The sequence below is a fragment of the Klebsiella sp. 141161 genome (assembly GCF_050600815.1).
GTDB lineage: Bacteria > Pseudomonadota > Gammaproteobacteria > Enterobacterales > Enterobacteriaceae > Klebsiella > Klebsiella aerogenes.
On sequence record NZ_JAQIRN010000002.1, the window covers coordinates 228,223 to 252,391 of the forward strand.

General features: G+C 54.6%; 23 protein-coding genes and 3 tRNA genes. 14 read left to right on the plus strand and 12 right to left on the minus strand.

Features of this window, described 5'->3' with window-relative positions; translation table 11 throughout:
• Positions 1 to 16: 16 nt before the first annotated feature.
• From PGR79_RS05690 to syd, 6 genes are all read right to left on the minus strand, one after another.
• Positions 17 to 1,357, minus strand: a complete 1,341-nt coding sequence (locus PGR79_RS05690; RefSeq protein ID WP_113372948.1) for a glucarate dehydratase family protein — start codon at positions 1,355 to 1,357, stop codon at positions 17 to 19.
• A 2-nt stretch (positions 1,358 to 1,359) separates the two neighbouring features.
• A complete protein-coding gene (locus PGR79_RS05695; protein ID WP_087858600.1) occupies positions 1,360 to 2,712 on the minus strand; it encodes an MFS transporter in 1,353 nt (450 codons plus the stop codon).
• 472 nt (positions 2,713 to 3,184) lie between these two features.
• Positions 3,185 to 3,628: a flavodoxin gene (locus PGR79_RS05700; RefSeq protein ID WP_087858601.1), complete on the minus strand. Its 444-nt coding sequence runs from the start codon at positions 3,626 to 3,628 to the stop codon at positions 3,185 to 3,187.
• Between the two features lie 5 nt (positions 3,629 to 3,633).
• Entirely contained in the window at positions 3,634 to 4,428 is a 795-nt protein-coding gene (gene truC, locus PGR79_RS05705) for a tRNA pseudouridine(65) synthase TruC (protein WP_113372949.1), read from the minus strand.
• Entirely contained in the window at positions 4,428 to 4,757 is a 330-nt protein-coding gene (locus tag PGR79_RS05710; RefSeq protein WP_113372950.1) for a YqcC family protein, read from the minus strand. Before PGR79_RS05710 ends, truC begins: the two co-directional genes overlap by 1 nt.
• Positions 4,758 to 5,387: 630 nt before the next feature.
• Positions 5,388 to 5,933 (minus strand): SecY-interacting protein, encoded by a 546-nt coding sequence (gene syd / locus PGR79_RS05715; RefSeq protein WP_032712431.1) that lies wholly within the window; start codon positions 5,931 to 5,933, stop codon positions 5,388 to 5,390.
• Positions 5,934 to 6,001: 68 nt separating this feature from the next.
• Here syd and queF point away from each other — a divergent pair, with 68 nt between their 5' ends.
• From queF to xni, 5 genes are all read left to right on the plus strand, one after another.
• The gene (gene queF, locus PGR79_RS05720; protein WP_087858602.1) at positions 6,002 to 6,847 is read left to right on the plus strand and encodes an NADPH-dependent 7-cyano-7-deazaguanine reductase QueF; all 846 of its coding nucleotides are present in this window, start codon (positions 6,002 to 6,004) and stop codon (positions 6,845 to 6,847) included.
• 112 nt (positions 6,848 to 6,959) lie between these two features.
• On the plus strand, positions 6,960 to 8,327 hold the full coding sequence (gene ppnN, locus PGR79_RS05725) for a nucleotide 5'-monophosphate nucleosidase PpnN (RefSeq protein ID WP_045397613.1): 1,368 nt from the start codon (positions 6,960 to 6,962) through the stop codon (positions 8,325 to 8,327).
• Between the two features lie 493 nt (positions 8,328 to 8,820).
• Complete coding sequence (locus PGR79_RS05730) at positions 8,821 to 10,110, plus strand: HAAAP family serine/threonine permease (RefSeq protein WP_087858603.1); 1,290 nt, start codon at positions 8,821 to 8,823, stop codon at positions 10,108 to 10,110.
• Positions 10,111 to 10,176: 66 nt separating this feature from the next.
• Complete coding sequence (locus PGR79_RS05735) at positions 10,177 to 11,544, plus strand: L-serine ammonia-lyase (protein ID WP_015369949.1); 1,368 nt, start codon at positions 10,177 to 10,179, stop codon at positions 11,542 to 11,544.
• Between the two features lie 152 nt (positions 11,545 to 11,696).
• On the plus strand, positions 11,697 to 12,455 hold the full coding sequence (gene xni / locus PGR79_RS05740; RefSeq protein ID WP_032715725.1) for a flap endonuclease Xni: 759 nt from the start codon (positions 11,697 to 11,699) through the stop codon (positions 12,453 to 12,455).
• Positions 12,456 to 12,498: 43 nt separating this feature from the next.
• Here xni and rlmM read toward each other — a convergent pair whose 3' ends face one another.
• From rlmM to gcvA, 3 genes are read right to left on the minus strand one after another with little or no spacing between them, the layout of a single operon-like run.
• A complete protein-coding gene (gene rlmM, locus PGR79_RS05745; protein WP_015369947.1) occupies positions 12,499 to 13,599 on the minus strand; it encodes a 23S rRNA (cytidine(2498)-2'-O)-methyltransferase RlmM in 1,101 nt (366 codons plus the stop codon).
• Positions 13,592 to 13,987 carry a DUF423 domain-containing protein gene (locus PGR79_RS05750; protein ID WP_015369946.1) on the minus strand — a complete coding sequence of 132 codons (396 nt, stop codon included), beginning with the start codon at positions 13,985 to 13,987 and terminating at the stop codon, positions 13,592 to 13,594. Before PGR79_RS05750 ends, rlmM begins: the two co-directional genes overlap by 8 nt.
• A gap of 43 nt (positions 13,988 to 14,030) precedes the next feature.
• Complete coding sequence (gene gcvA / locus PGR79_RS05755; RefSeq protein WP_015369945.1) at positions 14,031 to 14,948, minus strand: glycine cleavage system transcriptional regulator GcvA; 918 nt, start codon at positions 14,946 to 14,948, stop codon at positions 14,031 to 14,033.
• 432 nt (positions 14,949 to 15,380) lie between these two features.
• Between gcvA and csdA the strand changes: the two genes are divergently transcribed.
• Together csdA and csdE are read left to right on the plus strand one after the other, a co-directional pair.
• Positions 15,381 to 16,586, plus strand: a complete 1,206-nt coding sequence (csdA, locus tag PGR79_RS05760) for a cysteine desulfurase CsdA (RefSeq protein ID WP_113372953.1) — start codon at positions 15,381 to 15,383, stop codon at positions 16,584 to 16,586.
• Complete coding sequence (csdE, locus tag PGR79_RS05765; RefSeq protein WP_087858607.1) at positions 16,586 to 17,017, plus strand: cysteine desulfurase sulfur acceptor subunit CsdE; 432 nt, start codon at positions 16,586 to 16,588, stop codon at positions 17,015 to 17,017. The genes csdA and csdE overlap by 1 nt, the downstream gene beginning before the upstream one ends.
• A gap of 77 nt (positions 17,018 to 17,094) precedes the next feature.
• Here csdE and tcdA read toward each other — a convergent pair whose 3' ends face one another.
• Together tcdA and mltA are read right to left on the minus strand one after the other, a co-directional pair.
• Positions 17,095 to 17,904 carry a tRNA cyclic N6-threonylcarbamoyladenosine(37) synthase TcdA gene (gene tcdA, locus PGR79_RS05770; RefSeq protein WP_113372954.1) on the minus strand — a complete coding sequence of 270 codons (810 nt, stop codon included), beginning with the start codon at positions 17,902 to 17,904 and terminating at the stop codon, positions 17,095 to 17,097.
• A 78-nt stretch (positions 17,905 to 17,982) separates the two neighbouring features.
• Positions 17,983 to 19,080 carry a murein transglycosylase A gene (gene mltA / locus PGR79_RS05775; RefSeq protein WP_045377497.1) on the minus strand — a complete coding sequence of 366 codons (1,098 nt, stop codon included), beginning with the start codon at positions 19,078 to 19,080 and terminating at the stop codon, positions 17,983 to 17,985.
• 212 nt (positions 19,081 to 19,292) lie between these two features.
• Here mltA and PGR79_RS05780 point away from each other — a divergent pair.
• From PGR79_RS05780 to PGR79_RS05790, 3 genes are all read left to right on the plus strand, one after another.
• Positions 19,293 to 19,369: transfer RNA gene (locus PGR79_RS05780), tRNA-Met, on the plus strand.
• Positions 19,370 to 19,414: 45 nt separating this feature from the next.
• Positions 19,415 to 19,491 (plus strand) — tRNA-Met (locus tag PGR79_RS05785).
• 45 nt (positions 19,492 to 19,536) lie between these two features.
• Positions 19,537 to 19,613, plus strand: a tRNA-Met gene (locus PGR79_RS05790).
• 86 nt (positions 19,614 to 19,699) lie between these two features.
• On the opposite strand, the gene amiC is transcribed toward PGR79_RS05790, so the two are convergent.
• Positions 19,700 to 20,950: an N-acetylmuramoyl-L-alanine amidase AmiC gene (amiC, locus tag PGR79_RS05795; RefSeq protein ID WP_113372955.1), complete on the minus strand. Its 1,251-nt coding sequence runs from the start codon at positions 20,948 to 20,950 to the stop codon at positions 19,700 to 19,702.
• A 226-nt stretch (positions 20,951 to 21,176) separates the two neighbouring features.
• On the opposite strand from amiC, the gene argA reads away from it, so the two are divergent.
• The 4 genes from argA (at position 21,177) to PGR79_RS05815 (ending at position 24,166) form a co-directional block, all read left to right on the plus strand.
• Positions 21,177 to 22,508, plus strand: coding sequence for an amino-acid N-acetyltransferase (argA, locus tag PGR79_RS05800; protein WP_015369939.1), 1,332 nt, complete (start codon positions 21,177 to 21,179; stop codon positions 22,506 to 22,508).
• 604 nt (positions 22,509 to 23,112) lie between these two features.
• Positions 23,113 to 23,433, plus strand: coding sequence for a hypothetical protein (locus tag PGR79_RS05805; protein WP_113372956.1), 321 nt, complete (start codon positions 23,113 to 23,115; stop codon positions 23,431 to 23,433).
• Between the two features lie 64 nt (positions 23,434 to 23,497).
• Positions 23,498 to 23,794, plus strand: coding sequence for a hypothetical protein (locus PGR79_RS05810; protein ID WP_162750115.1), 297 nt, complete (start codon positions 23,498 to 23,500; stop codon positions 23,792 to 23,794).
• 66 nt (positions 23,795 to 23,860) lie between these two features.
• The gene (locus tag PGR79_RS05815; protein ID WP_143115452.1) at positions 23,861 to 24,166 is read left to right on the plus strand and encodes a hypothetical protein; all 306 of its coding nucleotides are present in this window, start codon (positions 23,861 to 23,863) and stop codon (positions 24,164 to 24,166) included.
• The last annotated feature ends 3 nt before the right edge of the window (positions 24,167 to 24,169 follow it).

A 24,169-nucleotide genomic window follows, 5' to 3' on the forward strand; every position in this document is an offset into this window, starting at 1 on the left:
GCGTAATCCTTTTTAATTAATGACGGCCGAAAACGGGGCGTTTACGGTCGAATGTCCAACCGGGAATCAGGTACTGCATCGGGCCTGCATCGTTACGCGCGCCGCCTGGCAGCGCCTTATAGGCCTCATGAGCTTTATGCACCTGTTCCCAGTCCAGCTCCACGCCGAGTCCCGGCGCGTCTGGCACGGCGATTTTGCCGTTGATAATCTGCAGCGGATTTTGCGTCAGACGCGAATCGCCCTCCTGCCAAATCCAATGGGTATCGATTGCGGTCGGATTGCCCGGCGCCGCGGCGCCGACGTGGGTAAACATCGCCAGCGAGATATCAAAGTGGTTGTTCGAGTGACAGCCCCAGGTCAGCCCCCAGTCATCGCACAACTGCGCCACCCGCACCGCGCCGGAGAGCGTCCAGAAGTGCGGGTCCGCGAGCGGAATATCGACGGCGTTGAGCATGACCGCATGCCCCATCTCGCGCCAGTTGGTGGCTATCATGTTGGTCGCCACCGGCAGCCCGGTGGCGCGACGGAACTCGGCCATCACTTCCCGGCCGGAAAATCCCTGTTCCGCGCCGCACGGATCTTCGGCATAGGTCAGGACATCCTGCAGACCTTTACACAGCGTAATCGCTTCATCCAGCAGCCAGGCGCCGTTCGGATCGACGGTAATGCGGGCGTCAGGGAAGCGTTTTTTCAGCGCGCGGGCGGTATCGATCTCCTGCTCGCCAGGTAACACGCCGCCTTTTAGCTTAAAGTCTTTAAAACCGTAGCGATCCTGCGCCGCCTCCGCCAGTCGCACCACCGCGTCGCTATTCAGCGCCTGCTGGTGACGAAGACGGTACCATTCGTGGTCGCCCGGCGTCCGCGCAAGATAGCCCAGATCGGTTTTTTCGCGGTCGCCGATATAGAACAGGTAGCCCAGCACGGTCACCGCATCACGCTGTTTGCCCGGCCCCAATAGTTCGCAGACCGGGACATTCAACACCTTGCCAAGCAGGTCGAGCAGCGCGGCTTCCAGCGCCGCCACCGCATTGACTCTCAATTCGAAGGTCCATGCCCCTTTGCCGAAGGTGTCGAAATCCGCCGCCTGATTGCCTTTATGTACCTGCTGCACGACGCGGTTGAGGCGAGCGACCTCCTGTCCAACCACCTGGGGGATGGCATCGACCAACGTCTGGTAGATGACTTCGCCGCCGGGCGCTTCGCCGACGCCGGTATGCCCGGCGTTATCGGTTAACACCACTATGTTGCGGGTAAACCAGGCGTTATGCGCGCCGCCGATGTTCATCAGCATGCTGTCGTGCCCGGCGACAGGAATCACCTTCATTTCGGTAACGATTGGGCTGGATTGGGTATTCATGATTAACGCCCCGCAACCGGTTTAAGTTCGATACGTTTGATATCGCCAACCAGCACCAGGTAGCTGAGTACCGCCACCAGAGCGTGGATACCGACGTAAATCAGCGCGCCGTTGAAAGAGCCGGTGGTGCCGACGATATAGCCGATAGCGATAGGGGTGACGATGCCGGAAATATTGCCGAACATGTTGAACAGACCGCCTGAGAGGCCGCTAATCTCTTTCGGCGCGGTGTCCGCCATTACCGCCCAACCCAGCGCGCCAATGCCTTTACCGAAGAAGGCCATCGCCATAAAGCCGATGATCATCCATTCCACGTTGACGTAGTTACACATCAGCATGGTCATGGACAACAGCATACCCAGTACGATCGGCGTTTTACGCGCGATATTCAGCGAGCCGGTACGGCGCATCAACCAGTCGGAAATAATCCCGCCCAACACGCCGCCGACAAAGCCGCACACCGCCGGGATTGATGCGACAAAGCCCGCTTTGAGGATCGACATGCCGCGCGCCTGCACCAGATAAACCGGGAACCAGGTGATAAAGAAGTAGGTTAACGCGTTGATGCAGTACTGGCCGATATAGATTCCGACCATCATTCGCGAGCCGATCAGTTGCTTGATTTGGCCCATTTTGACGTTAAAGGGCACCTTCTGCGCACTGCTCTTTTGATCCATATTGATCAACGCGCCGCCTTCGGCGATGTAGTCCAGCTCTTTCTGGTTAACGCCTGGGTGGTTATTGGGATCGTGGATCACTTTCAGCCACACGAAGCTAATGACAATACCCAATCCGCCCATAAAGAAGAATACGTGCGACCAACCCACTTCATGGGTCAACCAACCCATAATCGGCGCGAAAATAACGGTGGCAAAATACTGCGCGGAGTTAAAAATCGATACCGCCGTCCCTCTCTCCTGCGCCGGGAACCAGGCGGCCACAATCCGGCTATTGCCAGGGAACGAGGGCGATTCGGCAAGGCCGACGAGGAAGCGCAGGGTAAACAGCGCGATGATAATGCCAAAACCGCTAAAGATATCGACGAAGCCCTGCAGCAGGGTAAACACGGACCAGATAAAGATGGACCAGAAATAGACGCGTTTAGAACCAAAGCGGTCAAGCAGCCAGCCGCCTGGGATCTGTCCGATCACATAGGCCCATGAAAACGCGGAGAAAACATAACCCATGCCAACAGGATCGAGGCCGATATCCCTGGCCATTTCAGAACCGGCAATCGACAACGTCGCGCGGTCGCCATAGTTAAAGGATGTGACGATAAACAGCATCACCACTATCCAATAGCGAGCATTGGTGCGCTTTTCAGCGGCGCTCGCAGCCTGACTTAATGAACTCATTGTTGTACTCCTGAATCATAGCGTTTAGCTACGTTCATTCTGAACAGCACAACCTGTAGGGTAATCAGAATGACGTGTTAGTGTTTTTTTCGTTATATCTGGCGTACTGCTTTTGTCACTGGCAGGAAAAGTATAAAAAGAGGCGTCGGCGGGCTCACCGTGCATATACACAGCTTTAGCGGGTGATACTGCGTTAGTTTGTGGCGTATGCCTAAGGTTGTGGGGAGTAGTTCACGGAAATGGAAAACCGTCGCCCGCTGATGGGTCGATGAACGACATTACCTTCAGAGTGTGAATCGGCTCTCTTGACGCCGGGGAAACGCAAAGAAAAAAGCCATAACGATGAAGTGGTTATCAGGCAGATGCCCGAAGCCGGGCGCGATGGAGAACGTTAAGATAACCCTGACCGTTTATCCGGCCACTGGCGGCTTAAGCGCGCCCTCTACGTAGGGAGAGGGCGTACTTAACATGATTACTCGAGCAGTTTAGCCCACGCTTCTACCCAAGGGTTGGAAACGCTTTCTGGTTCCGGGTCTTCGCTGGCGTCGATGGTGAGCATCTCGCCAATACGACGCGCGCCCTGCTCCTGCAGCAGCGCATCAAAGGTTTTACCACCGCCGCAGAAGTTAGCGTAGGTGCTATCGCCAAGCGCGATAATGCCGTAGCGCAGATGCGGCTGATACATATCTTTAATGCCTTCATACAGCGGAACGATGCTGTCCGGCAGATCGCCCTGCCCGGTGGTCGAGGTCACGACCAGCACGTATTTGCCGGTATAGGATTCCCAGTCTTTCACTTCCGGGTCCTCAAATACCGTCGCTTTATGCCCCAGCCCGCTCAGAATGGCTTCCGCCTCCTCGGCGACCAACAGCGAGTTTCCATACATCGTGCCGACAAAAATTCCGACTTCTGCCATAGTGATTATCTCCCTGGATTATCCGCGATACTCTCATCCTGACTGCTGTCGTCGGCAAACTCAACCCTTTCATTTAACGGGAGAAGCCCGCGCCAGCCAAACTGCGACAGCGCGCGCATCCAGACATCATCCAGACCCGCGCGAATCGTTAGCGGCTCGCCGGTAAACGGGTGTGTTAACGATAGCTGACTGGCATGCAGCATCAGACGATTGCAGCCGAAATGTTCAGCGGCGCTGCGGTTTTGCCGTAGATCGCCATGTTTGCTGTCACCGAGGATCGGATGGCGCAGATGGGCCAAATGGCGACGCAGCTGATGTTTACGCCCGGTTTTCGGCTCCAGCTCCACCAGCCCGTAGCGGGTGGTCGGGTAACGGCCGGTGGCGACCGGCATTTCTACCGTCGCCAGTCCGCGATAGTGGGTCACCGCCGGCTGCGGGCCTTTATCTTCACGAGCGAATTTATCGGCGATTTTGTCCAGCTCTTCTACAAGCGGATAATCCAGCACCGCCTCTTCAGTCAACCAGCCGCGAACGATGGCGTGATAGCGTTTTTGCATCTGGTGTTGTTCAAACTGCTGCGCCAGCAGCCTGCCCGCTTCGCTCGATAATCCCATCAGCAGCACGCCGGAAGTCGGCCGGTCCAGACGATGAGCGGTGAAGACGTGCTGGCCGATTTGATCGCGCACGGTCTGCATCACCACCACTTTCTCATCGCGATCCAGCCAGCTGCGGTGCACCAGCCAGCCGGAAGGCTTATTCACCGCCACCAGCCACTGGTCCTGATAAATAATCTCCAGCATCAGGCGTTTTCGTCCGCGAATAATGCATCCAGCAGCAGTAGTTCAGCCACGATAGCTTCGCGCGCCGGATGAGCTTTATCCAGCGCCATCTCGTAGTAGGGCGCGACGGCAAAGTTCTGCGGCAGCGGCATACCGCTGGCAATCAGTTGATGCATACGCGGGATCAGCACCCACTGTAGCCATTCCAGCGGCTCGAGCGTGTCCAGGCAAAACGGCTGCTCGCTGGCGAAAGCGCTGCTATCCGGCGCCTGTTCCTGCCAGTGGTTTGTTTCGCGCAGCAGCGCTTCAATGGCGTGCAAGCGATCGCGCACGCTAGCGTGAAGGGTCATGGGGAAACCTCGATGAATTGTAAACCGGGCGCAGGATAGCAAATCCGCGAGAGAAATAAAAAAAGGGAGCACTGTATAAACAGTGCTCCCGGTTCGTTTTGCAGCATTCCAGCTACATTGGTGCTCCCTGCTCGTCCTTGAAAACTTTTCCTGAGGTCTCCTGACCAAGTTCATCCATAAACTAGCGCATCCTGCTTTCACACCACCCCGATGTGAAATAACTTATCCCTAAGTGTGTCCAGATCTTCCTGATCCACCGTTCATCCTGAGCGGCTCTCGTTCTCCATCCTGGAGGTGTCCTTTACGCGTTCCTGCGTTATCCTTGCCTCATCCTGAAGCCTGTCCTTGCAACGCCATCCTGGCGGGTCCTGTAGAAGAGCCATCATCCTGATGTTCTCTTCATTTGCGACTTCCTGTCGACGTACATAGGATCACTGATTCCGCCTCTTCTTACAAGACTTACTACGACAATCTCTTAAGATTAGTGGCCAAACTAAAAGACCACATAATTACCAAATCATTTTATAACAATAAGTTAGATGTAATCACTACGTAAAAAATTGCTGAAAATGATGACGATCTCTTACAGGTCTTGTAAGAGATCTCTCACAAACCACCAGGGTAAATGGATTACAGAAGGGGCTCAAGCTGATTCAGGAAACTCGCAAGCGAGTGAGAAAGGGTCTCTCTTTTTCGGGTTCCGAGCGTCTCTTTAATGACTTCGCCGCTCAGGTTGCAGACCGAAATAACCTCCAGTTCGCTATCCAGCGTGGCGATAAACAGCGTCGGCGATAGCTTGAGGCGTTTTTGCACCACCAGGTGACCAATAAGGTTTTCCTGCACTCGCTGGAAATCATCCGGGCTCCAGGCCTGCAGCAAAGTAAGGTTCTGTGCCGCGAAGCGGGCGTGCATATCGCCAGCGAACTGAGTGGTATAATAACTATGAATTGGCTGTTGTACCACAATCTCCAGCGCTCGTTCAACTCCATCGAGATGGTGTTCTAACGTAAACGGCTGCGGCTGCCAGAAAACGGCATCGTCTTCACTGGCGCTAATACAGGGAGATGGGATGCCATAAAGGTCTTCGCTGCGCGGCAGGCTGGCATAACGCTGCTGCCAGGCATCGCAGTAACGTTGGGTAAATGATTGCAGCGCTTCTATGGTCTGATGATCCACCGGTTTCTCTCTTCACGTTAGACAGGATACACTTGGCATATAGTGTACCCGCTTTACTATGGTGAAACATGTCTTCTTACGATAATCATCAGGCGCTGGCCGGCCTGACGCTCGGTAAATCAACGGATTACCGCGATACCTATGACGCTTCGTTGCTGCAGGGCGTGCCGCGCAGCCTGAACCGCGACCCGCTCGGCCTGCACGCTGATAATCTACCGTTCCACGGCGCCGATATCTGGACGCTGTACGAGCTGTCGTGGCTGAACGCCAAAGGCCTGCCGCAGGTCGCCGTCGGCTACGTGGAGCTGAGCGATACCACCGTCAATCTGGTGGAATCGAAAAGCTTCAAACTGTACCTGAACAGCTTCAACCAGACCCGCTTCGCCGACTGGGAGGAAGTCCAGGCGACGTTGACCCGCGATCTCAGCGCCTGCGCCCAGGGCGAGGTCAAGGTTTCGCTGTACCGACTCGATGAGCTGGAAGGGCAACCGGTCGCCCATCTGCATGGCGCCTGCATCGACGATCAGGATATCGAGATTGATAACTATCAGTTCAGCGCCGACTACCTGCAGGACGCGGCCAGCGGTAAAGTCGTCGAAGAGACGCTGGTCAGCCATCTGCTGAAATCGAATTGTCTGATCACCCACCAGCCGGACTGGGGCTCGGTACAGATTCAATATCGCGGGCCGAAAATCGATCGCGAAAAACTGCTGCGCTATCTGGTGTCGTTCCGCCACCACAATGAATTCCACGAACAGTGCGTCGAACGCATCTTTAATGATGTGCTGCGTTTCTGCCGTCCGGAATCGCTTTCCGTGTACGCTCGCTACACCCGCCGCGGCGGCCTGGACATCAATCCGTGGCGCAGCAACGGTGAATTCGTGCCGGCAACCGGCCGTCTGGCGCGGCAATAAGCGAAATTTTTCACACTTTGCGTGCGTTAACGCGTACGCAAGGTTGTGGAAAGACTACGGCCAGGGCTATTGTAATCACAGGAAGACGATAATCGTCCTGTAAGGAGTTCACTTGATTACACACGTTAGCCCGCTTGGTTCAATGGATATGCTGTCACAGCTGGAAGTGGATATGCTTAAACGCACCGCCAGTAGTGACCTGTATCAACTCTTTCGCAACTGCTCGCTTGCTGTGCTCAACTCTGGGAGCCTGACCGATAACAGCAAGGAGCTACTGTCTCGTTTTGAAAACTTCGATATTAACGTGCTGCGCCGCGAACGCGGCGTGAAGCTGGAACTGATCAACCCGCCGGAAGACGCTTTCGTCGATGGCCGTATTATCCGTTCCCTGCAGGCCAACCTGTTTGCCGTGCTGCGCGATATCCTGTTCGTCTACGGGCAGATCCACAACACCGTCCGCTTCCCGAATCTCGATCTCGAAAGCTCAATTCACATCACCAACCTGGTGTTCTCTATTCTGCGCAACGCCCGCGCGCTGCACGTCGGCGAAGCGCCGAATATGATTGTCTGCTGGGGCGGCCACTCTATTAATGAAAATGAGTACCTGTACGCGCGCCGCGTCGGTACCCAGCTTGGCCTGCGCGAACTGAACATCTGCACCGGCTGCGGGCCAGGCGCCATGGAAGCGCCAATGAAAGGCGCCGCCGTCGGCCACGCCCAGCAGCGCTATAAAGACAGCCGCTTTATCGGCATGACCGAACCTTCCATTATCGCCGCTGAGCCGCCAAACCCGCTGGTCAACGAACTGATCATCATGCCGGATATCGAAAAGCGTCTCGAAGCGTTCGTACGCATCGCCCACGGTATTATCATCTTCCCGGGCGGCGTGGGTACTGCGGAAGAGCTGCTTTATCTGCTGGGCATCCTGATGCATCCGGATAACAAATCACAGGTGCTGCCGCTTATCCTCACCGGGCCGAAAGAGAGCGCCGACTACTTCCGCGTGCTGGACGAGTTCATCGTTCATACCCTCGGCGAATCGGCTCGCCGCCACTACCGCATTATTATCGACGATGCCGCGGAAGTGGCGCGCCAGATGAAAAAAGCGATGCCATTGGTCAAAGAGAGCCGCCGCGAAACCGATGACGCCTATAGCTTCAACTGGTCGATTCGTATTTCGCCGGACCTGCAGATGCCGTTTGAGCCAACGCACGACAATATGGCTAATCTCAAACTTTATCCGGACCAACCGGTGGAAGTGCTGGCCGCCGACCTGCGTCGCGCCTTCTCCGGTATTGTCGCCGGCAACGTGAAAGAAGTCGGTATTCAGGCCATCGAGAAATATGGCCCTTACAAGCTGCATGGCGATCCGGAAATGATGCGCCGCATGGACGATCTGCTGCAGGGCTTCGTTGCCCAGCACCGCATGAAGCTTCCGGGCGGCAGCGCCTACATTCCGTGCTATGAAATCTGCTCCTGATAACGTGATACCTCTCCCGGGCGGCGGTCGATACCCTGCCCGGGTACTCCCGCCCGCAATTTCCAGTTAATTAATTTTTCTAATTAATGATTCGTAGAGTTTCCACATAGCCAATCGTTTGCGTTTCCAAAAAGAGCAATAAAATTCACCATAAAAATAACATTATGGCGAAAAAACGTCGTTTACATCACTTTTTTGCAGCAAAAACCTCGTTATTTGGTAACAGAGCTTTTATCTCATGTGCTGCAAATGATAGCCTTCGCGCCACATTTATCTGGCTGATCACCATAAACAGACTGTTGGGCTAAAAACGTTCAGATTTAAAGTGGATTATTGCATTTGGGATCCCGATCACTGATGTATTTTCCATATAAATGTATCTTGCCGCCCAATTGTTACGGAGAAAATTTCTAAAAAACCGTAAAGCAACGAATTTCATATTATTTAATCGTTTTTATTTACTAGATTTTGTTGATTCCTCCAGGAGATACAGATGGAAACCACACAAACCAGCACTATCGTTTCGGGTGAAACCCGCAGCGGATGGCGCAAAACGGATACCATGTGGATGCTGGGCCTGTACGGCACGGCGATCGGCGCGGGCGTTTTGTTCCTGCCAATCAACGCCGGCGTCGGCGGTATGATCCCACTGATTATCATGGCTATTCTGGCCTTCCCGATGACCTTCTTCGCACACCGCGGTATGACCCGCTTCGTGCTTTCCGGTAAAAACCCGGGTGAAGACATCACCGAAGTGGTTGAAGAACACTTTGGCGTGGGTGCAGGTAAGCTGATTACTCTGCTCTACTTCTTCGCAATCTATCCGATTCTGCTGGTTTACAGCGTGGCGATCACCAACACCGTCGAAAGCTTCATGGCGCACCAGCTGCACATGACGCCGCCGCCGCGCGCCATTCTGTCCCTGATCCTGATTGTCGGCATGATGACCATCGTTCGTTTCGGCGAGCAGATGATCGTTAAAGCAATGAGCATCCTGGTATTCCCGTTCGTTATCGCGCTGATGATCCTGGCGCTGTATCTGATCCCACAGTGGAACGGCGCGGCGCTGGAAACCCTGTCGCTGAGCAGCGCGACAACAACCGGTAACGGTCTGCTGATGACCCTGTGGCTGGCGATCCCGGTGATGGTCTTCTCCTTTAACCACTCGCCGATCATCTCCTCCTTCGCGGTCGCGAAGCGTGAAGAGTACGGCGAAGGCGCTGAGAAGAAATGCTCCAGCATCCTGGCGCGCGCTCACATCATGATGGTGCTGACCGTTATGTTCTTCGTCTTCAGCTGCGTACTGAGCCTGTCTCCGGCAGACCTGGCGGCGGCGAAAGAGCAGAACATCTCGATTCTGTCTTACCTGGCGAACCACTTTAACGCACCGGTTATCGCCTGGATGGCGCCGATCATCGCGATGATCGCTATCACCAAATCCTTCCTCGGCCACTATCTGGGCGCTCGTGAAGGTTTCAACGGCATGGTGATTAAGTCTCTGCGCGGCAAAGGCAAAACCATCGAAATCAACAAACTGAACAAGCTGACCGCGCTGTTTATGCTGGTCACCACCTGGATTGTGGCCACGCTGAACCCGAGCATCCTCGGCATGATTGAGACCCTGGGCGGCCCGATTATCGCGATGATCCTGTTCCTGATGCCGATGTACGCTATCCAGAAAGTTCCGGCCATGCGCAAATACAGCGGCCACATCAGCAACGTCTTCGTTGTGATTATGGGCCTGATTGCCATCTCCGCGATTTTCTACTCTCTGTTCAGCTAATTCTCTTAAGACCTCCCCTCGCGCCGCTTAACGGCGGCGCGCTTTCCGACAGTACTGGAATACATCATGATCAGCGTATTCGATATTTTCAAAATCGGCATTGGCCCATCCAGCTCCCATACCGTTGGACCGATGAAAGCGGGCAAACAATTTACTGACGACCTGATTGCGCGCGGCCTGCTGGCTGACGTCAGCAAAGTCGTCGTTGACGTTTACGGCTCCCTGTCCCTGACCGGTAAAGGCCACCATACCGATATCGCCATTATCATGGGGCTGGCCGGCAATCTGCCGGATACCGTCGACATCGACGCGATCCCGGGCTTTATCCAGGACGTTAACACCCACGGCCGCCTGCTGCTGGCGAACGGCCAGCACGAAGTCGAGTTCCCTGTCGACCAGTGCATGAATTTCCATGCCGACAACCTGTCTCTGCATGAGAACGGCATGCGCATTACCGCGCTGGGCGGCGACAAGGTACTCTACAGCCAGACCTACTACTCCATCGGCGGCGGCTTTATCGTCGATGAAGAGCACTTCGGCCTGACCACCGAAGCGCCGGTTGCCGTGCCTTATCCGTACAAAAACGCCGCCGACCTGCAGAAACACTGCAATGAAACCGGCCTGTCGCTCTCCGGCCTGATGATGCAGAACGAGCTGGCGCTGCACAGCAAAGAAGAGCTGGAACAGCACTTCGCCGCGGTGTGGGAAGTGATGAGCGCCGGTATCGAGCGCGGTATCACCACGGAAGGCGTGCTGCCAGGCAAACTCCGCGTTCCGCGCCGCGCCGCCGCGTTGCGCCGCATGCTGGTGAGCCAGGACAATACCAACAGCGACCCGATGGCGGTCGTGGACTGGATCAACATGTTCGCGCTGGCGGTAAACGAAGAGAACGCCGCCGGTGGCCGCGTTGTCACCGCGCCAACTAACGGCGCGTGCGGTATCGTTCCGGCGGTACTGGCCTACTACGACAAGTTTATCCGTAAGGTGAACGCTAACTCTCTGGCCCGCTATATGCTGGTCGCCAGCGCCATTGGTTCGCTGTATAAGATGAACGCCTCTATCTCCGGTGCCGAAGTCGGTTGCCAGGGCGAAGTCGGCGTGGCCTGCTCGATGGCCGCGGCCGGTCTGGCGGAGCTGCTGGGCGCTAGCCCGGCTCAGGTGTGCATCGCCGCGGAAATCGGTATGGAGCATAACCTCGGCCTGACCTGCGACCCGGTTGCCGGCCAGGTGCAGGTACCGTGCATCGAGCGTAACGCCATCGCGGCGGTCAAAGCGGTTAACGCCGCGCGCATGGCCCTGCGCCGTACCAGCGAACCGCGCGTGTGCCTCGATAAGGTTATCGAGACCATGTATGAAACGGGCAAAGATATGAACGCCAAGTACCGCGAAACCTCTCGCGGCGGCCTGGCGATGAAAATCGTCGCCTGCGATTAACGCCTCTGGCCCGGCACGCTTCGGTATGTCGGGCCAACTCTCCTCCAGCCCTGGCTCATTCTGCGAGCCTGCTTCCCGAACTTCGCTCTACCAATAGCCTCGCCTTGCCACCGATGTTACCCTTACTGCCTGAGAACAAAGGGAGGTATCTTGTGGCTGTTCATCTGTTAATTGTCGACGCGCTCAACCTGATCCGCCGTATTCATGCGGTACAGGGTTCACCCTGCGCGGATACCTGCCTGCACGCCCTGGAACAGCTTATCGTCCACAGCCAGCCGACGCACGCCGTGGCGGTGTTCGACGATGAAGACCGCGCCCACGGCTGGCGCCACCAGCGGCTGCCGGACTATAAAGCCGGGCGCGCGCCGATGCCGGAAACGCTGGAAACGGAAATGCCGGCGCTGCGGGCGGCTTTCGAACAGCGTGGTATCCGCTGCTGGGCGCTGCCCGGCAGCGAAGCGGACGACCTGGCGGCCACGCTCGCCGTTAAAGTTGCCCAGGCCGGGCATCAGGCGACTATTGTCTCGACCGATAAAGGCTACTGTCAGCTGCTGTCGCCGACCATTCGCATCCGCGACTATTTCCAGAAACGCTGGCTGGATGCGCCGTTTATCGCCAATGAATTCGGCGTGATGCCGGAGCAACTGCCGGACTACTGGGGCCTGGCGGGAATTAGCAGCTCGAAAGTACCGGGCGTTGCCGGGATTGGGCCGAAAAGCGCGGCGCAGCTGTTAACGGATTATCAGGATTTAGAAGGCATCTACGCGCGGCTTGCCGAAGTGCCGGAGAAGTGGCGTAAGAAGCTTGAAGAGCATAAAGAGATGGCATTTACCTGCCGGGAAATCGCCCGCCTGCAAACGGATTTACAGCTCGATGGCAACCTGCAGCAGCTGCGTTTGCCATCCGCGTGATCCCCGGCCGCGCTGATGCGTGGCCGGGGCTGCTGAGCGCTGATTAGCGCTCGTCGCGGCGGCCGCCGACCGCCGCCCACAGGCGACGCACGTGTACGGTCACTTCTTCACGGTCGTGATACAGCTGACGGGCCTGAATCTGCGCGTTAATACCGTGCTCATCAAGCTGCGCCTGAATATAGGCCAGGTTTTGCGACACCTCTTCATAGCGCTTTTTCATCGGCAGCTTAAGGTTAAAAATGGTCTCGCGGCACCAGCCGTTCACCAGCCACTGCGCCATTAACGCCGCCACCTTCGCCGGTTTCTCAACCATGTCGCACACCATCCACGAGATGTTGTTGCGGTTCGGACGATAGCGGAAGCCATCTTCACGCAGCCAGGTCACCTGTCCGGTATCCATCAGGCTCTGCGCCATCGGGCCGTTATCGACCGAAGAGACCCACATGTTGCGCTTCACCAGTTGATAGGTCCAGCCGCCCGGGCAGGCGCCGAGATCCACCGCGTACATGCCATTCGCCAGACGCTCGTCCCACTCATCCGCCGGAATGAAGACGTGAAACGCCTCTTCCAGCTTCAGCGTCGAACGGCTCGGCGCATCGGAAGGGAACTTCAGGCGCGGGATCCCCATATAAAACGGCGAGTTGTTATTGCTAAAGGAGTAGCCGGTGTAACAGCAGCCGGGGGCGATAAAGAACACGTGCACCACCGGACGCTTTGGCGTTTCATAGTTGGTCAGCACGCCGGCTTCACGCAGCGCCGCGCGCAGCGGCACCGTGAACTTGCGGCAGAACTTCATCAGCTCTTTGCTTTCGTTGGTATCCGCGACCTCAACGCGCAGATCGCCGCCCTTTTCCACCACGCCCTGCAGCATGCCGACGATCGGCGTGATGCGGTCTTCCGGCGGCAGATCGCGCAGCAGTTCGCCAACAACGAACATCTGACGCGCGAAAATCAGCGAGCTAAACGGTAGATCGCGCACCAGCTTCTCGCCATCGCCCTGCTGATAGCACTCAAAAATCACATAGCCGGAGTCGTCTTTGACCCGGGCAAAACCAAATACCTCAAGGCGGGCTGCCTTATCGGTAATTTCTGCTGCGCACTCTTTCTCAAACCCGGGGCGACAATAGAGGACAACCTTATTCATGAACAACGCCCTTACGTTTCAGACGAATTGCACCAATTAACATTAATACCCAACCGGCAAGGAAGCAGACGCCGCCTACCGGGGTAACGAACGCCCACAGGCGTAAATGCGACAGCGCCAGGCAATATAAGCTGCCGCTGAACAACACGGTTCCCAGCGCCAAAAACACGCTGCTCCAGTAAAACCAGATGCTTATCCGCCGCTGCATGGCGACAGACAGGCCTAAAATCGCCAGCGTATGAAACGCCTGATACTCAAGGCCGGTGTGGATCCAGGCCATTTCGGCCGCACCCAGCGATTTACTTAATACGTGTGCGCCAAAGGCGCCCAGAGCCACAAAGATAAAGCCGCTGATGGCGGCAAAAATCAGCATAAAACGGCTGGTCATGTTGATACCCTACAAAGTCAGTTAACGCCTGGTCATCAGGCCGTTATTGTTCGTAACGAAAGCGGAATTTTTCTTGTTCGCTCGCCGCCTTCGCTAAAATCCACTGGCGGAAAGCGGCTATTTTACCCAGTTCAGCCTGACTGTCATGACAAACAAGGTAAAACGCGTTCTTACTGACCAGAACATCATTAAACGGGCAGACCAAACGGCCTGCTTCAATTTCGGACTGAGCCATAACGTTATTGGCCAGTGCGACGCCTTGTCCATGGATTGCCGCCTGCAGCACCATCGCGCTGTGGCTGAATATCGGTCCCTGTTGCACATTGATATGATTTAGACCCAGTTGCCGGGTATAAGTTTGCCAGTCGCGGCGAGACGCATCATGTAACAGCGTATGTTGCGCCAGATCGGCAGGCGTTTTCAACGCTTTGTCACCGGTTAACAACAACGGCGAACAAACCGGTAGTAAATATTCGGCGTACAATTTTTCAACACGCAGCCCCGGCCAGTTGCCGCGGCCATAGAAAATCGCCACGTCGACGTCGTCGGCCAGTTTGTCTTCCTGACGGTCCACCGCCTGGATCCGCACATCGATCCCCGGATAAGCTGAGTTAAAGCTTGAGAGTCGCGGCACCAGCCACTGAATGGCGAAACTGGGCAATAAACTAACAGTTAGCGCTCCTTTCGCGCTGCGCGCCTGCAGTTTACGCGTCGCTTCGGTGAGCTGCGAAAAAATCTCTTTAATATCCTGAAAATAGCTTTGCCCCTCTTCCGTTAACAGCAGCGAGCGATTGCGTCGACGAAACAGCTTCAGGCCCAGAAAGTCCTCTAGTGACTTGATTTGGTGACTTACTGCGGCCTGCGTCACAAAAAGCTCATCGGCTGCGCGAGTGAAGCTCAGATGACGTGCGGCTGCATCAAAAACACGTAATGCATTCAGAGGTGGTAATCGCTTCGACATGGTTATTCTGACTGAGATGTTAACGAGTTTTAACAAATAGGAAACAACAGTTAACCTATTAGTTTTTTTTATCTGAGCCATTATAAATTGTCCGTTGAGGTTCTACCAGCAAATACCTATAGTGGCGGCACTTCCTGAGCCGGAACGAAAAGCTTTTTTTGGAATGCGTGTTCCAACAAGCTTTTGGCTTACGGTTGTGATGTTGTGTTGTTGTGTTTGCAATTGGTCTGGGTTTGCAGACCATGGTAGCAAGGCTACCTTTTCACTTCCTGTACATTTACCCTGTCTGTCCATAGTGATTTAATGTAGCACCGCAATGCGCGGTGCTTTTTTTTGCCGAAAAATCACCGTTCTCCCCGCCTCCTCGCTATCACCAGCCTTGCCCTAATGGGGAATTTGCGCGACGATCGTGATATCGATATGAGGAATTCCATGAACGCATTCAATCCCGCCCATTTCCGCGCCCAGTTTCCAGCCCTGGCGGATGCCGGCGTCTACCTGGATAGCGCGGCGACGGCGCTAAAACCGCTGGCCGTGATCGATGCCAGCGACCAGTTTTATCGCCTGAGCGCCGGCAACGTCCACCGCAGCCAGTTTGCCGCCGCCCAGCATCTTACCGAGCGCTACGAGGCGGCGCGCGAACGCGTCGCCAACTGGCTTAACGCGCCTTCCGGCAAAGATATCGTCTGGACCCGCGGCACCACCGAAGCCATCAATATGGTCGCGCAGAGTTACGTGCGCCCGCGCCTGCATCCTGGCGATGAGATAATCGTCAGCGAAGCCGAACACCACGCCAACCTCGTGCCGTGGCTGATGGTTGCCGAACAAACCGGCGCGCGGGTGGTCAAGCTGCCGTTGGGCGCCGATCGTCTGCCGGATATCGCGCAACTCCCTTCGCTTATTTCTCCGCGCAGCCGGGTGCTGGCGATTGGCCAGATGTCTAACGTCACCGGCGGCTGCCCCGACCTGCAGCGTGCTATTGCTCTCGCCCATCAGGCGGGAATGATAGTGGTGGTTGATGGCGCGCAGGGGGCGGTGCACTTCCCGGCTGACGTGCAGGCGCTGGATATCGATTTTTATGCCTTCTCCGCCCACAAGCTGTATGGCCCAACGGGTATTGGCGCGCTGTATGGCAAAAGCGACCTGCTGGCGGAAATGTCGCCATGGCTCGGCGGCGGCAAAATGATTACTGAAGTCTCATTCGATGGTTTTAAAACCCAGCCCGCCCCCTGGCGGCTTGAAGCCGGGACGCCCAACGTCGCCGGCGTTATCGGCCTCAGCGCCGCGCTGGAATGGCTGCAGGAAATCGATCTTGCACAGGCGGAAAACTGGAGCCGTAGCCTGGCGACGCTTGCGGAAGACGAGCTGGCAAAGCGGCCCGGTTTTCGTTCGTTCCGCTGTCAGGATTCGAGCCTGCTGGCCTTTGATTTCAAGGGTGTACACCATAGCGATATGGTTACGCTGCTGGCGGAGTCCGGCATTGCGCTACGCGCCGGGCAACATTGCGCGCAGCCGCTACTGGCGGCATTAGGCGTCAGCGGTACGCTGCGCGCCTCATTCGCGCCGTACAATACGCAAGATGATGTCTATGCGCTGGTACACGCTATCGACCGCGCGCTGGAAATACTGGTGGATTAATGATGACTTCCCAACCTTTAAGCGCCGCGCTCAGCGAAGCGACGCTGCGCCAGACCTTCGCCCCGCTGACTCAGTGGGAAGATAAGTACCGCCAGTTGATTTTAGTGGGTAAGAAACTGCCGCCATTAACGGACGCCCAGCGGACGCAGGCGAAAGAGATTGCGGGCTGCGAAAACCGCGTCTGGCTGGGGTATCAGGTTGATGCCGAGGGCAAGATGCGCTTCTTTGGCGATAGCGAAGGGCGTATCGTGCGCGGCCTACTGGCGGTGCTGTTAGCCGCCTGCGACGGAAAAAGCGCCGCTGAGATTTTAGCAAAAGATCCGTTGGCGCTATTCGATGAGCTGGGTTTGCGCGGGCAGCTTAGCGCTTCACGCAGTCAGGGGCTGCAGGCGCTAAGCGACGCGGTGCTCGCCGCCGCCCGCGAGAACTAATTCAAACGCCGTCTCCCCGGCTTGCGCTACGCTGAGCCGGGCTACGGTTCTGCGCCGTCCGGAAAACGTCCCTCAGGCTATTCCCCCTGACGCTGCGCTTTTGCCAACATCTTCTTCAACGCATGGGATACGGCGACAAAACCAAAGGTCGCCGTCACCATGGTCGCCGCGCCAAAACCGGAGGCGCAATCCATCCGCTTCGGCCCTTCCGCCGTGCTTTTCATTGCGCATACGCTGCCGTCAGCCTGCGGGTAGACCAACGCTTCGGTCGAGAAGACGCAATCGATGCCCAGCTTTCCTTTACTATTCTTCACTACGCCGAACTGGCTTTTCAGACGCTCACGCAGTTTCGCCGCCAGCGGATCCTGAATTGTTTTCGCCAAATCGGCGACCTGGATCTGCGTCGGATCAATTTGCCCGCCGGCTCCGCCGGTCGTGACCAATGGGACTTTATAACGCCGGCACCAGGCGATCAGCGCCGCTTTTGGCCTGATGCTATCGATAGCATCGATAACATAGCTAAAGCCCGTTCCCAGGTATTCCGCTACGTTCTCCGGCGTGATGAAATCATCGATAACCGTAACCCGGCACTCCGGGTTAATGAGACGTATACGCTCGGCCATCACTTCCGCTTTCGCCAGCCCAACGTTGCCGCCAAGGGCGTGGATTTGGCGATTGGTATTGGTGACGCAGACATCATCCATATCAATCAGCGTAATCGCGCCAATCCCGGTTCGCGCCAGCGCTTCCGCCGCCCATGAACCGACGCCGCCGATCCCGACCACGCAAACATGCGCCTCGGCAAAACACTGCAGCGCCTTTTCGCCATATAAACGCGCCGTGCCGCCAAACCGCTGGCGCCAGGCATCGCTGATTACTACAGACATAAAACCTCAGAATAAAGTGGAGACCCCGGACCGGCGCGTTGCGCGGATCCGGGTTAGAAACATACGGACGTTTAAACGTTAACCGCTAAAGACGCTACCGGCGCCTGGCGCGTTTTTCAGTACCCACACGCGGCCATAGTGGTTATACCAACCGGCGCGATGACCCGCATCCGGGCCGATGCCCTGGTAGATATCGAAGTGCTGGCCTTTAATCGCCCCGCCGACATCCAGCGCCACCATCAGGCGTAGCTCGTATTGACCGTTAAACTTACCGTTATTATCCAGCAGAGGCACCTCGGCCAGCAAGGTGGTTCCCGGCGGAATAATCGAACGGTCAGAGGCGACCGACGCGCGGCCAATCAACGGTACCGCGCTCGCTCCTTTCACCGGCGCGTAGGACTGCGGTTTAAAGAAGACGAAAGAGGGGTTCTGTTCCAGCAGCTCGCGGACTTCCGCTTCGCTATGCTTTTCGCCCCATTCACGGATCGCCTGCATCGACATATCTTCCCGCTTCACTTCGCCGCGGTCGATAAGCACTTTACCAATGCTACGGTAAGGCCAGCCGTTTTTCCCGGCGTAGCTGAAGAAATTAAGCGGCGAACCGTCGCCAAAGTCGATATAGCCGCTGCCCTGAACGTCCATGATGAAGTTATCCATCAGCGAGTTGCTGTAGGCCAGCACGTAGTTATCGCTTAGCGCTCCGGCATAAATGCTGGCGCGGGAAGGCAGTTTGCCGTTTTTCGGCGGCATACGGTAAATAGGATACTGGAACTCGCCCTGGCGAGTGTGGCGGGCCTGCACGACCGGGGTGTAGTAGCCGGTAAACTGCACGTTGCCGTAGTTATCGGCCCCCTGCATCTGCCAGGCATCAATACCAAACTGGCGTAACGTGCGGGTATCGCCGCCGGAACGCAGCCACTCCTGAATCGCGTTATAAACGCTGCTCTGGCTATTATAGAGACGCGGAGAGGCGCTACGAATCTGACCAACCTGCTGAGAGAAGTCACCGGCGTTAATCGGCGCGCCGACCGCATCAGGTTGGTTTACCAATGAAAACGGCTGGGTAAACTTGCCATCACTATATTGCTGACCGCGATCGGTCGGTTTCGAGGAACAGGCGGCGAGCATCGCCAGCATTGCCCCCGTCGCTACATATTTTGCCCAACGTCCTTTCATGGTATCTCTTCTTTATTGCTGCTAAGCCTTAGTGCGTGATGAAGATAACAAACCCATGCGGCTAATGAAATGCGCGAAAGCGCGCCGCAGCCCAAATTGTGTAAAAATCCGCCCGTCACTGTCTATTTCGCCGCCACTCCTTACAAAATTGACGATTTCTACGAAAAAAGGTTGCATCAGAACGCTAGCGGAGTATAGTGCGCTTCCACGGACGCGGGGTGGAGCAGCCTGGTAGCTCGTCGGGCTCATAACCCGAAGGTCGTCGGTTCAAATCCGGCCCCCGCAACCAATTAAAATCTGAAGTAAATCTACTCGATGGAAGAGTAGACGCGGACGCGGGGTGGAGCAGCCTGGTAGCTCGTCGGGCTCATAACCCGAAGGTCGTCGGTTCAAATCCGGCCCCCGCAACCAATTACAATCAGAAGCAAATTTACTCGATGGAAGAGTAAAGACGGACGCGGGGTGGAGCAGCCTGGTAGCTCGTCGGGCTCATAACCCGAAGGTCGTCGGTTCAAATCCGGCCCCCGCAACCAACACATTGAACACCCTAAAGGGTGTTTTTTTGTTTCTGCCATCCGTAAATACCGCTACAAAAAAAGCGCCCGAAGGCGCTATTTTTTTATCCGCGTCTGGCCAACGTCGCCCCATCGGCAAAGTAGGCTTTGATCCCCGCCAGAATCGACTCCGCCACTTCCTGCTGGAATTTCGCGGTCTTCAGTTTACGCTCTTCTTCGACGTTACTGATAAAGGCCGTTTCGACCAGAATCGAAGGGATATCCGGCGCCTTCAGCACCGCAAAGCCCGCCTGCTCCACCTGATTTTTATGCAGCTTATTAATATTGCCCATTTTTTGCAGCACCGCTTTACCAAATTTCAGGCTGTCGGCGATGGTCAATGACTGCACCATATCGAACATGGTGTGATCGACGTAACGATCGCCGCTCTTGCTGACGCCGCCGATTAAGTCCGAGGCGTTCTGCGTTTGCGCGAGGTATTTTGCGGCGGTACTGGTCGCGCCCTTGGTCGAGAGCGCGAACACCGAAGAGCCGCTCGGCTGACGGCTGGTAAAGGCGTCGGCGTGAATCGAAACGAACAGGTCGGCACGCTGCTTCTGCGCCTTGGCGACACGCACCTTCAATGGAATAAACACGTCTTCGTTACGGGTCATAAAGACCTTCATATTGCCTTCACGCTCAATGAGCGCGCGCAATCGACGGGCAATCTGCAGCACCACGTCTTTCTCACGAGTACGGTATTTACCAATCGCGCCGGAGTCTTCACCACCGTGGCCGGGATCGAGCATGATAACGATAGGACGATCGCGCCCGGCTTTCCCCGGCTGCGGCCCGCTCTCTGCCGGCGGTACCTGACGTTCCAAATCGCCTTTGTTGTAATCTTCCAGTAACGCCAGTAGCGGATCCTGCACATCGGTGGCCGTAGAGGGATAAAGGTCCATCACCAGACGCTCTTTAAAACCGGCGACCGGCGCCAGCGCAAACAGCTGCGGTTTGACGTTTTGTTTCAGTTCAAACACCATCCGCACGGTTTGCGGGTCGAACTGGCCCACGCGCGCGGATTTGATATACGGGTCGTCGTCGCGGATCTGCCCGCCCATCCCTTTCAGAACCGAATTCAGGTTAACGCCTTCAATATCAACCACCACTCGCTCAGGATTGCTTAACGCAAACTGCCGATATTTCAGTACATGATTGGATTCCACCGTGACGCGGGTGTAAGTCGACGACGGCCAGATACGCACCGCGACTACCTGCGCGGCGGCCAAACCGACCGGACTCACACTCATTAACCACATGGCGCCCGCCCCTTGTAAAAAACGACGGCGGCTTAATCCCGACTTGTATCCCGACATGCCACTCCCAAGCAAAAAAACGTGTTTGAAGCCAAAATGAACAGATTGACCAGAAACTTTAACCAAAGCCGCATAACCTGTCATCTATAAAAGGGTAAACAAACTTTGACACCCAAGGTTTTGTCACAATGTTTTCGCAAATTAGTGACAAATTAGGGGTTGCGCCACGAAGCAAAACAGAATAAAAATACACTTATTACGAATAATCATGCATTGAGGGTTTGTCATGGTGAAGGAGCGTCGCACTGAACTGGTCGAGGGATTCCGCCATTCTGTTCCCTATATAAACGCGCACCGGGGAAAAACGTTTGTCATCATGCTGGGCGGAGAAGCCATCGAGCACGATAACTTTTCCAGCATAGTCAATGACATTGGCTTATTGCACAGCCTCGGTATTCGCCTGGTGGTGGTCTATGGCGCGCGTCCGCAAATTGACGCTAATCTCGCGGAACACCACCACGAGCCGGTTTACCACAAGCAGACCCGCGTCACCGACGCCAAAACCCTTGAGCTGGTTAAGCAGGCCGCCGGTATGCTGCAGTTAGAAATTACCGCCCGCCTGTCGATGAGCCTCGGCAATACGCCCCTGCAGGGGGCGCATATCAACGTGGTGAGCGGCAATTTTATTATTGCTCAACCTCTTGGCGTCGATGATGGCGTGGATTACTGCCACAGCGGCCGTATTCGCCGCATCGATGAAGAAGCCATTCATCGCCAACTGGACAGCGGCGCAATCGTGCTCATGGGCCCGGTCGCGGTATCCGTCACCGGCGAGAGCTTCAACCTCACATCGGAAGAGATTGCCACCCAGCTGGCGGTAAAGCTGAAAGCTGAAAAGATGATCGGCTTCTGCTCGTCGCAGGGGGTCTACGACCAGCATGGCGAGATCGTTTCCGAGCTGTTCCCTAACGAGGCGCAGGCGCGGGTAGAGGAGCTGGAAGCGGAAGAAGACTATAATTCCGGTACCGTACGCTTCCTGCGCGGGGCGGTGAAAGCCTGCCGCAGCGGCGTGCGCCGCTGCCATTTAATTAGCTATCAGGAAGATGGCGCGCTACTGCAGGAGCTGTTCTCACGTGACGGTATCGGTACGCAGATCGTCATGGAAAGCGCCGAGCAGATCCGCCGGGCAACCATTAACGATATCGGCGGCATCCTCGATCTTATCAGCCCGCTGGAGCAGCAAGGCATTCTGGTGCGTCGCTCGCGCGAACAATTGGAGATGGAGATAGATAAATTCACCATTATTCAGCGCGACAACACCACAATCGCCTGCGCCGCGCTCTATCCGTTCCCGGAAGAGAAAATCGGCGAAATGGCCTGCGTAGCGGTGCACCCGGATTACCGTAGTTCGTCACGCGGCGAGGTACTGCTGAGCCGTATCGCCGCCCAGGCGAAGCAGATGGGGCTCAGCAAGCTATTCGTGTTGACCACCCGCAGTATTCACTGGTTCCAGGAACGCGGCTTTACCCCGGTGGATATTGATTTGCTGCCGGAGAGTAAAAAACAGATGTACAACTATCAGCGTCGTTCGAAGGTGTTGATGGCTGACCTCGGCTGACGGATACTCCCCCGGATAGCGGCTTGCGCCTTATCCGGGCTACCCGAATGCAAATAGGCATATCCCACGCCTTCAGAACAGTAATTTTGTTCTATCACCGCCACATCAGTGATACATTTCCAGCATCCGGGCTTTATTCCTGGTTTAATGTCGATGTATATCTTTATCACTGCATCAACGCTATGATCCCCCCTAACGAATGAAATCCCAGAACATTATTGATAAACATGATGGATAATGCCTAAATCTGATAATTGGATTACTAGTCGATCGCGGAAGGTTGTTTCCACCATTGCTATATATCCATGGTTAATAATATTGATAGTACATATTAATCAGAGTCTCACCCCCGACAATTTTACGGAAGATGGATTACATCTACTGGCTCTTATCACTTTATTATCGATTATTAACCTTACGCTTTCGCTTATCACTATCGGATGCATGAGTGTTTTTACATTGCTAAAACCGAGAAGGCTAAAAATCTATTTCTGCGCAATGAACACCATGTTACCGCTTTGGCTATATCTTTATACTTAACAGCAAATTACGATGTATTTCCGGTAAGAATAGTTCAAAAGCGCCATCAAGGACAGGTATAATTATGGAAAAGAAACCTAATTGGCTGGTCAGACATATAAAGAAAATAACTTTCACAGTATCAATTTACCCGTGGGTTATTATTATTGCATTAATTTTGGATTGCTATCAGCATCCCATAAGCGGTTATGCGGCGATAGGTGAAGTTATGGCCATATTCTTTTTAAGCATAATTTTATCTGTTCTTAATTTAATTATATCATCAATCATTATCATCTCTGCCAAGAAATCAAAACCTCCGCTCGCCAAAGGCTCGCCTGCTTATTTTCTCGCCATGAATTCTATTTCAGCATCATGGATAATTCTTATGCTTTTATGGCAATAATAATCATAATGACTATAGCATTAACTCTTTAAAGTATAATAATACATAAGGATATATACTTATTATGGAAAAGAAAGGTAATTGGCTGGTCAGAAACATAGGTTGCATTTCAACATTTATTGCATTGTATCCCTGGTTTTGCTTACTGCTGGTGCACTTAACGAATAATGGCGTTGCAGCATTTCTCGGCTATTTGATGGTTAGCTTTTTATTAGCTATAGCCAACTTAATCATTTCAACAATCATCATTATTATTGTAAAAAATTCCAAGCCACCACTAAGAAATGGTGCAACATTATATTTTTCATGCATGAATTCAATATCTGTGGCGTGGATGATATTAATGTCACTAATTTACTAAACAAATCAGACCAGAACGACTTCTTTAATTATATTAACAAGCCACTCCAAAAGATAAAGGTTAACAATGAAAAAGAAAACCAACGTAATTACCAGAAACATAAAAAAAATCACCGCCGTGATTTCTATTTACCCTTGGATATTATTACTTTTAGCAATGATGAACAGTGGACCGGCCTATGCAGCCCTTGCCGCTGCCGCTATGGTTATTCTTTTATTTATCGTTTTATCCATCGTTAATCTTATTATTTCAGTGGTAATTATTGTTATTGCTGATATATCAACGCCAAGTACTCCCAAAAGCTACGTAGCCTATTTCTTTGCCATGAACTCAGTCTCTTTACTCTGGCTATTACTTTTATTTGCTTACTAATCA

Coding starts and splice junctions, on each gene's coding strand:
- PGR79_RS05690 (WP_113372948.1), bottom strand. CDS start 1,357: ATGAATACCCAATCCAGCCCAATCGTTACCGAAATGAAGGTGATTCCT.
- PGR79_RS05695 (WP_087858600.1), bottom strand. CDS start 2,712: ATGAGTTCATTAAGTCAGGCTGCGAGCGCCGCTGAAAAGCGCACCAAT.
- PGR79_RS05700 (WP_087858601.1), bottom strand. CDS start 3,628: ATGGCAGAAGTCGGAATTTTTGTCGGCACGATGTATGGAAACTCGCTG.
- truC (WP_113372949.1), bottom strand. CDS start 4,428: ATGCTGGAGATTATTTATCAGGACCAGTGGCTGGTGGCGGTGAATAAG.
- PGR79_RS05710 (WP_113372950.1), bottom strand. CDS start 4,757: ATGACCCTTCACGCTAGCGTGCGCGATCGCTTGCACGCCATTGAAGCG.
- queF (WP_087858602.1), top strand. CDS start 6,002: ATGTCTTCTTACGATAATCATCAGGCGCTGGCCGGCCTGACGCTCGGT.
- PGR79_RS05730 (WP_087858603.1), top strand. CDS start 8,821: ATGGAAACCACACAAACCAGCACTATCGTTTCGGGTGAAACCCGCAGC.
- PGR79_RS05735 (WP_015369949.1), top strand. CDS start 10,177: ATGATCAGCGTATTCGATATTTTCAAAATCGGCATTGGCCCATCCAGC.
- rlmM (WP_015369947.1), bottom strand. CDS start 13,599: ATGAATAAGGTTGTCCTCTATTGTCGCCCCGGGTTTGAGAAAGAGTGC.
- PGR79_RS05750 (WP_015369946.1), bottom strand. CDS start 13,987: ATGACCAGCCGTTTTATGCTGATTTTTGCCGCCATCAGCGGCTTTATC.
- gcvA (WP_015369945.1), bottom strand. CDS start 14,948: ATGTCGAAGCGATTACCACCTCTGAATGCATTACGTGTTTTTGATGCA.
- csdA (WP_113372953.1), top strand. CDS start 15,381: ATGAACGCATTCAATCCCGCCCATTTCCGCGCCCAGTTTCCAGCCCTG.
- csdE (WP_087858607.1), top strand. CDS start 16,586: ATGATGACTTCCCAACCTTTAAGCGCCGCGCTCAGCGAAGCGACGCTG.
- tcdA (WP_113372954.1), bottom strand. CDS start 17,904: ATGTCTGTAGTAATCAGCGATGCCTGGCGCCAGCGGTTTGGCGGCACG.
- mltA (WP_045377497.1), bottom strand. CDS start 19,080: ATGAAAGGACGTTGGGCAAAATATGTAGCGACGGGGGCAATGCTGGCG.
- amiC (WP_113372955.1), bottom strand. CDS start 20,950: ATGTCGGGATACAAGTCGGGATTAAGCCGCCGTCGTTTTTTACAAGGG.
- argA (WP_015369939.1), top strand. CDS start 21,177: ATGGTGAAGGAGCGTCGCACTGAACTGGTCGAGGGATTCCGCCATTCT.
- PGR79_RS05805 (WP_113372956.1), top strand. CDS start 23,113: ATGGAAAAGAAACCTAATTGGCTGGTCAGACATATAAAGAAAATAACT.
- PGR79_RS05810 (WP_162750115.1), top strand. CDS start 23,498: ATGGAAAAGAAAGGTAATTGGCTGGTCAGAAACATAGGTTGCATTTCA.
- PGR79_RS05815 (WP_143115452.1), top strand. CDS start 23,861: ATGAAAAAGAAAACCAACGTAATTACCAGAAACATAAAAAAAATCACC.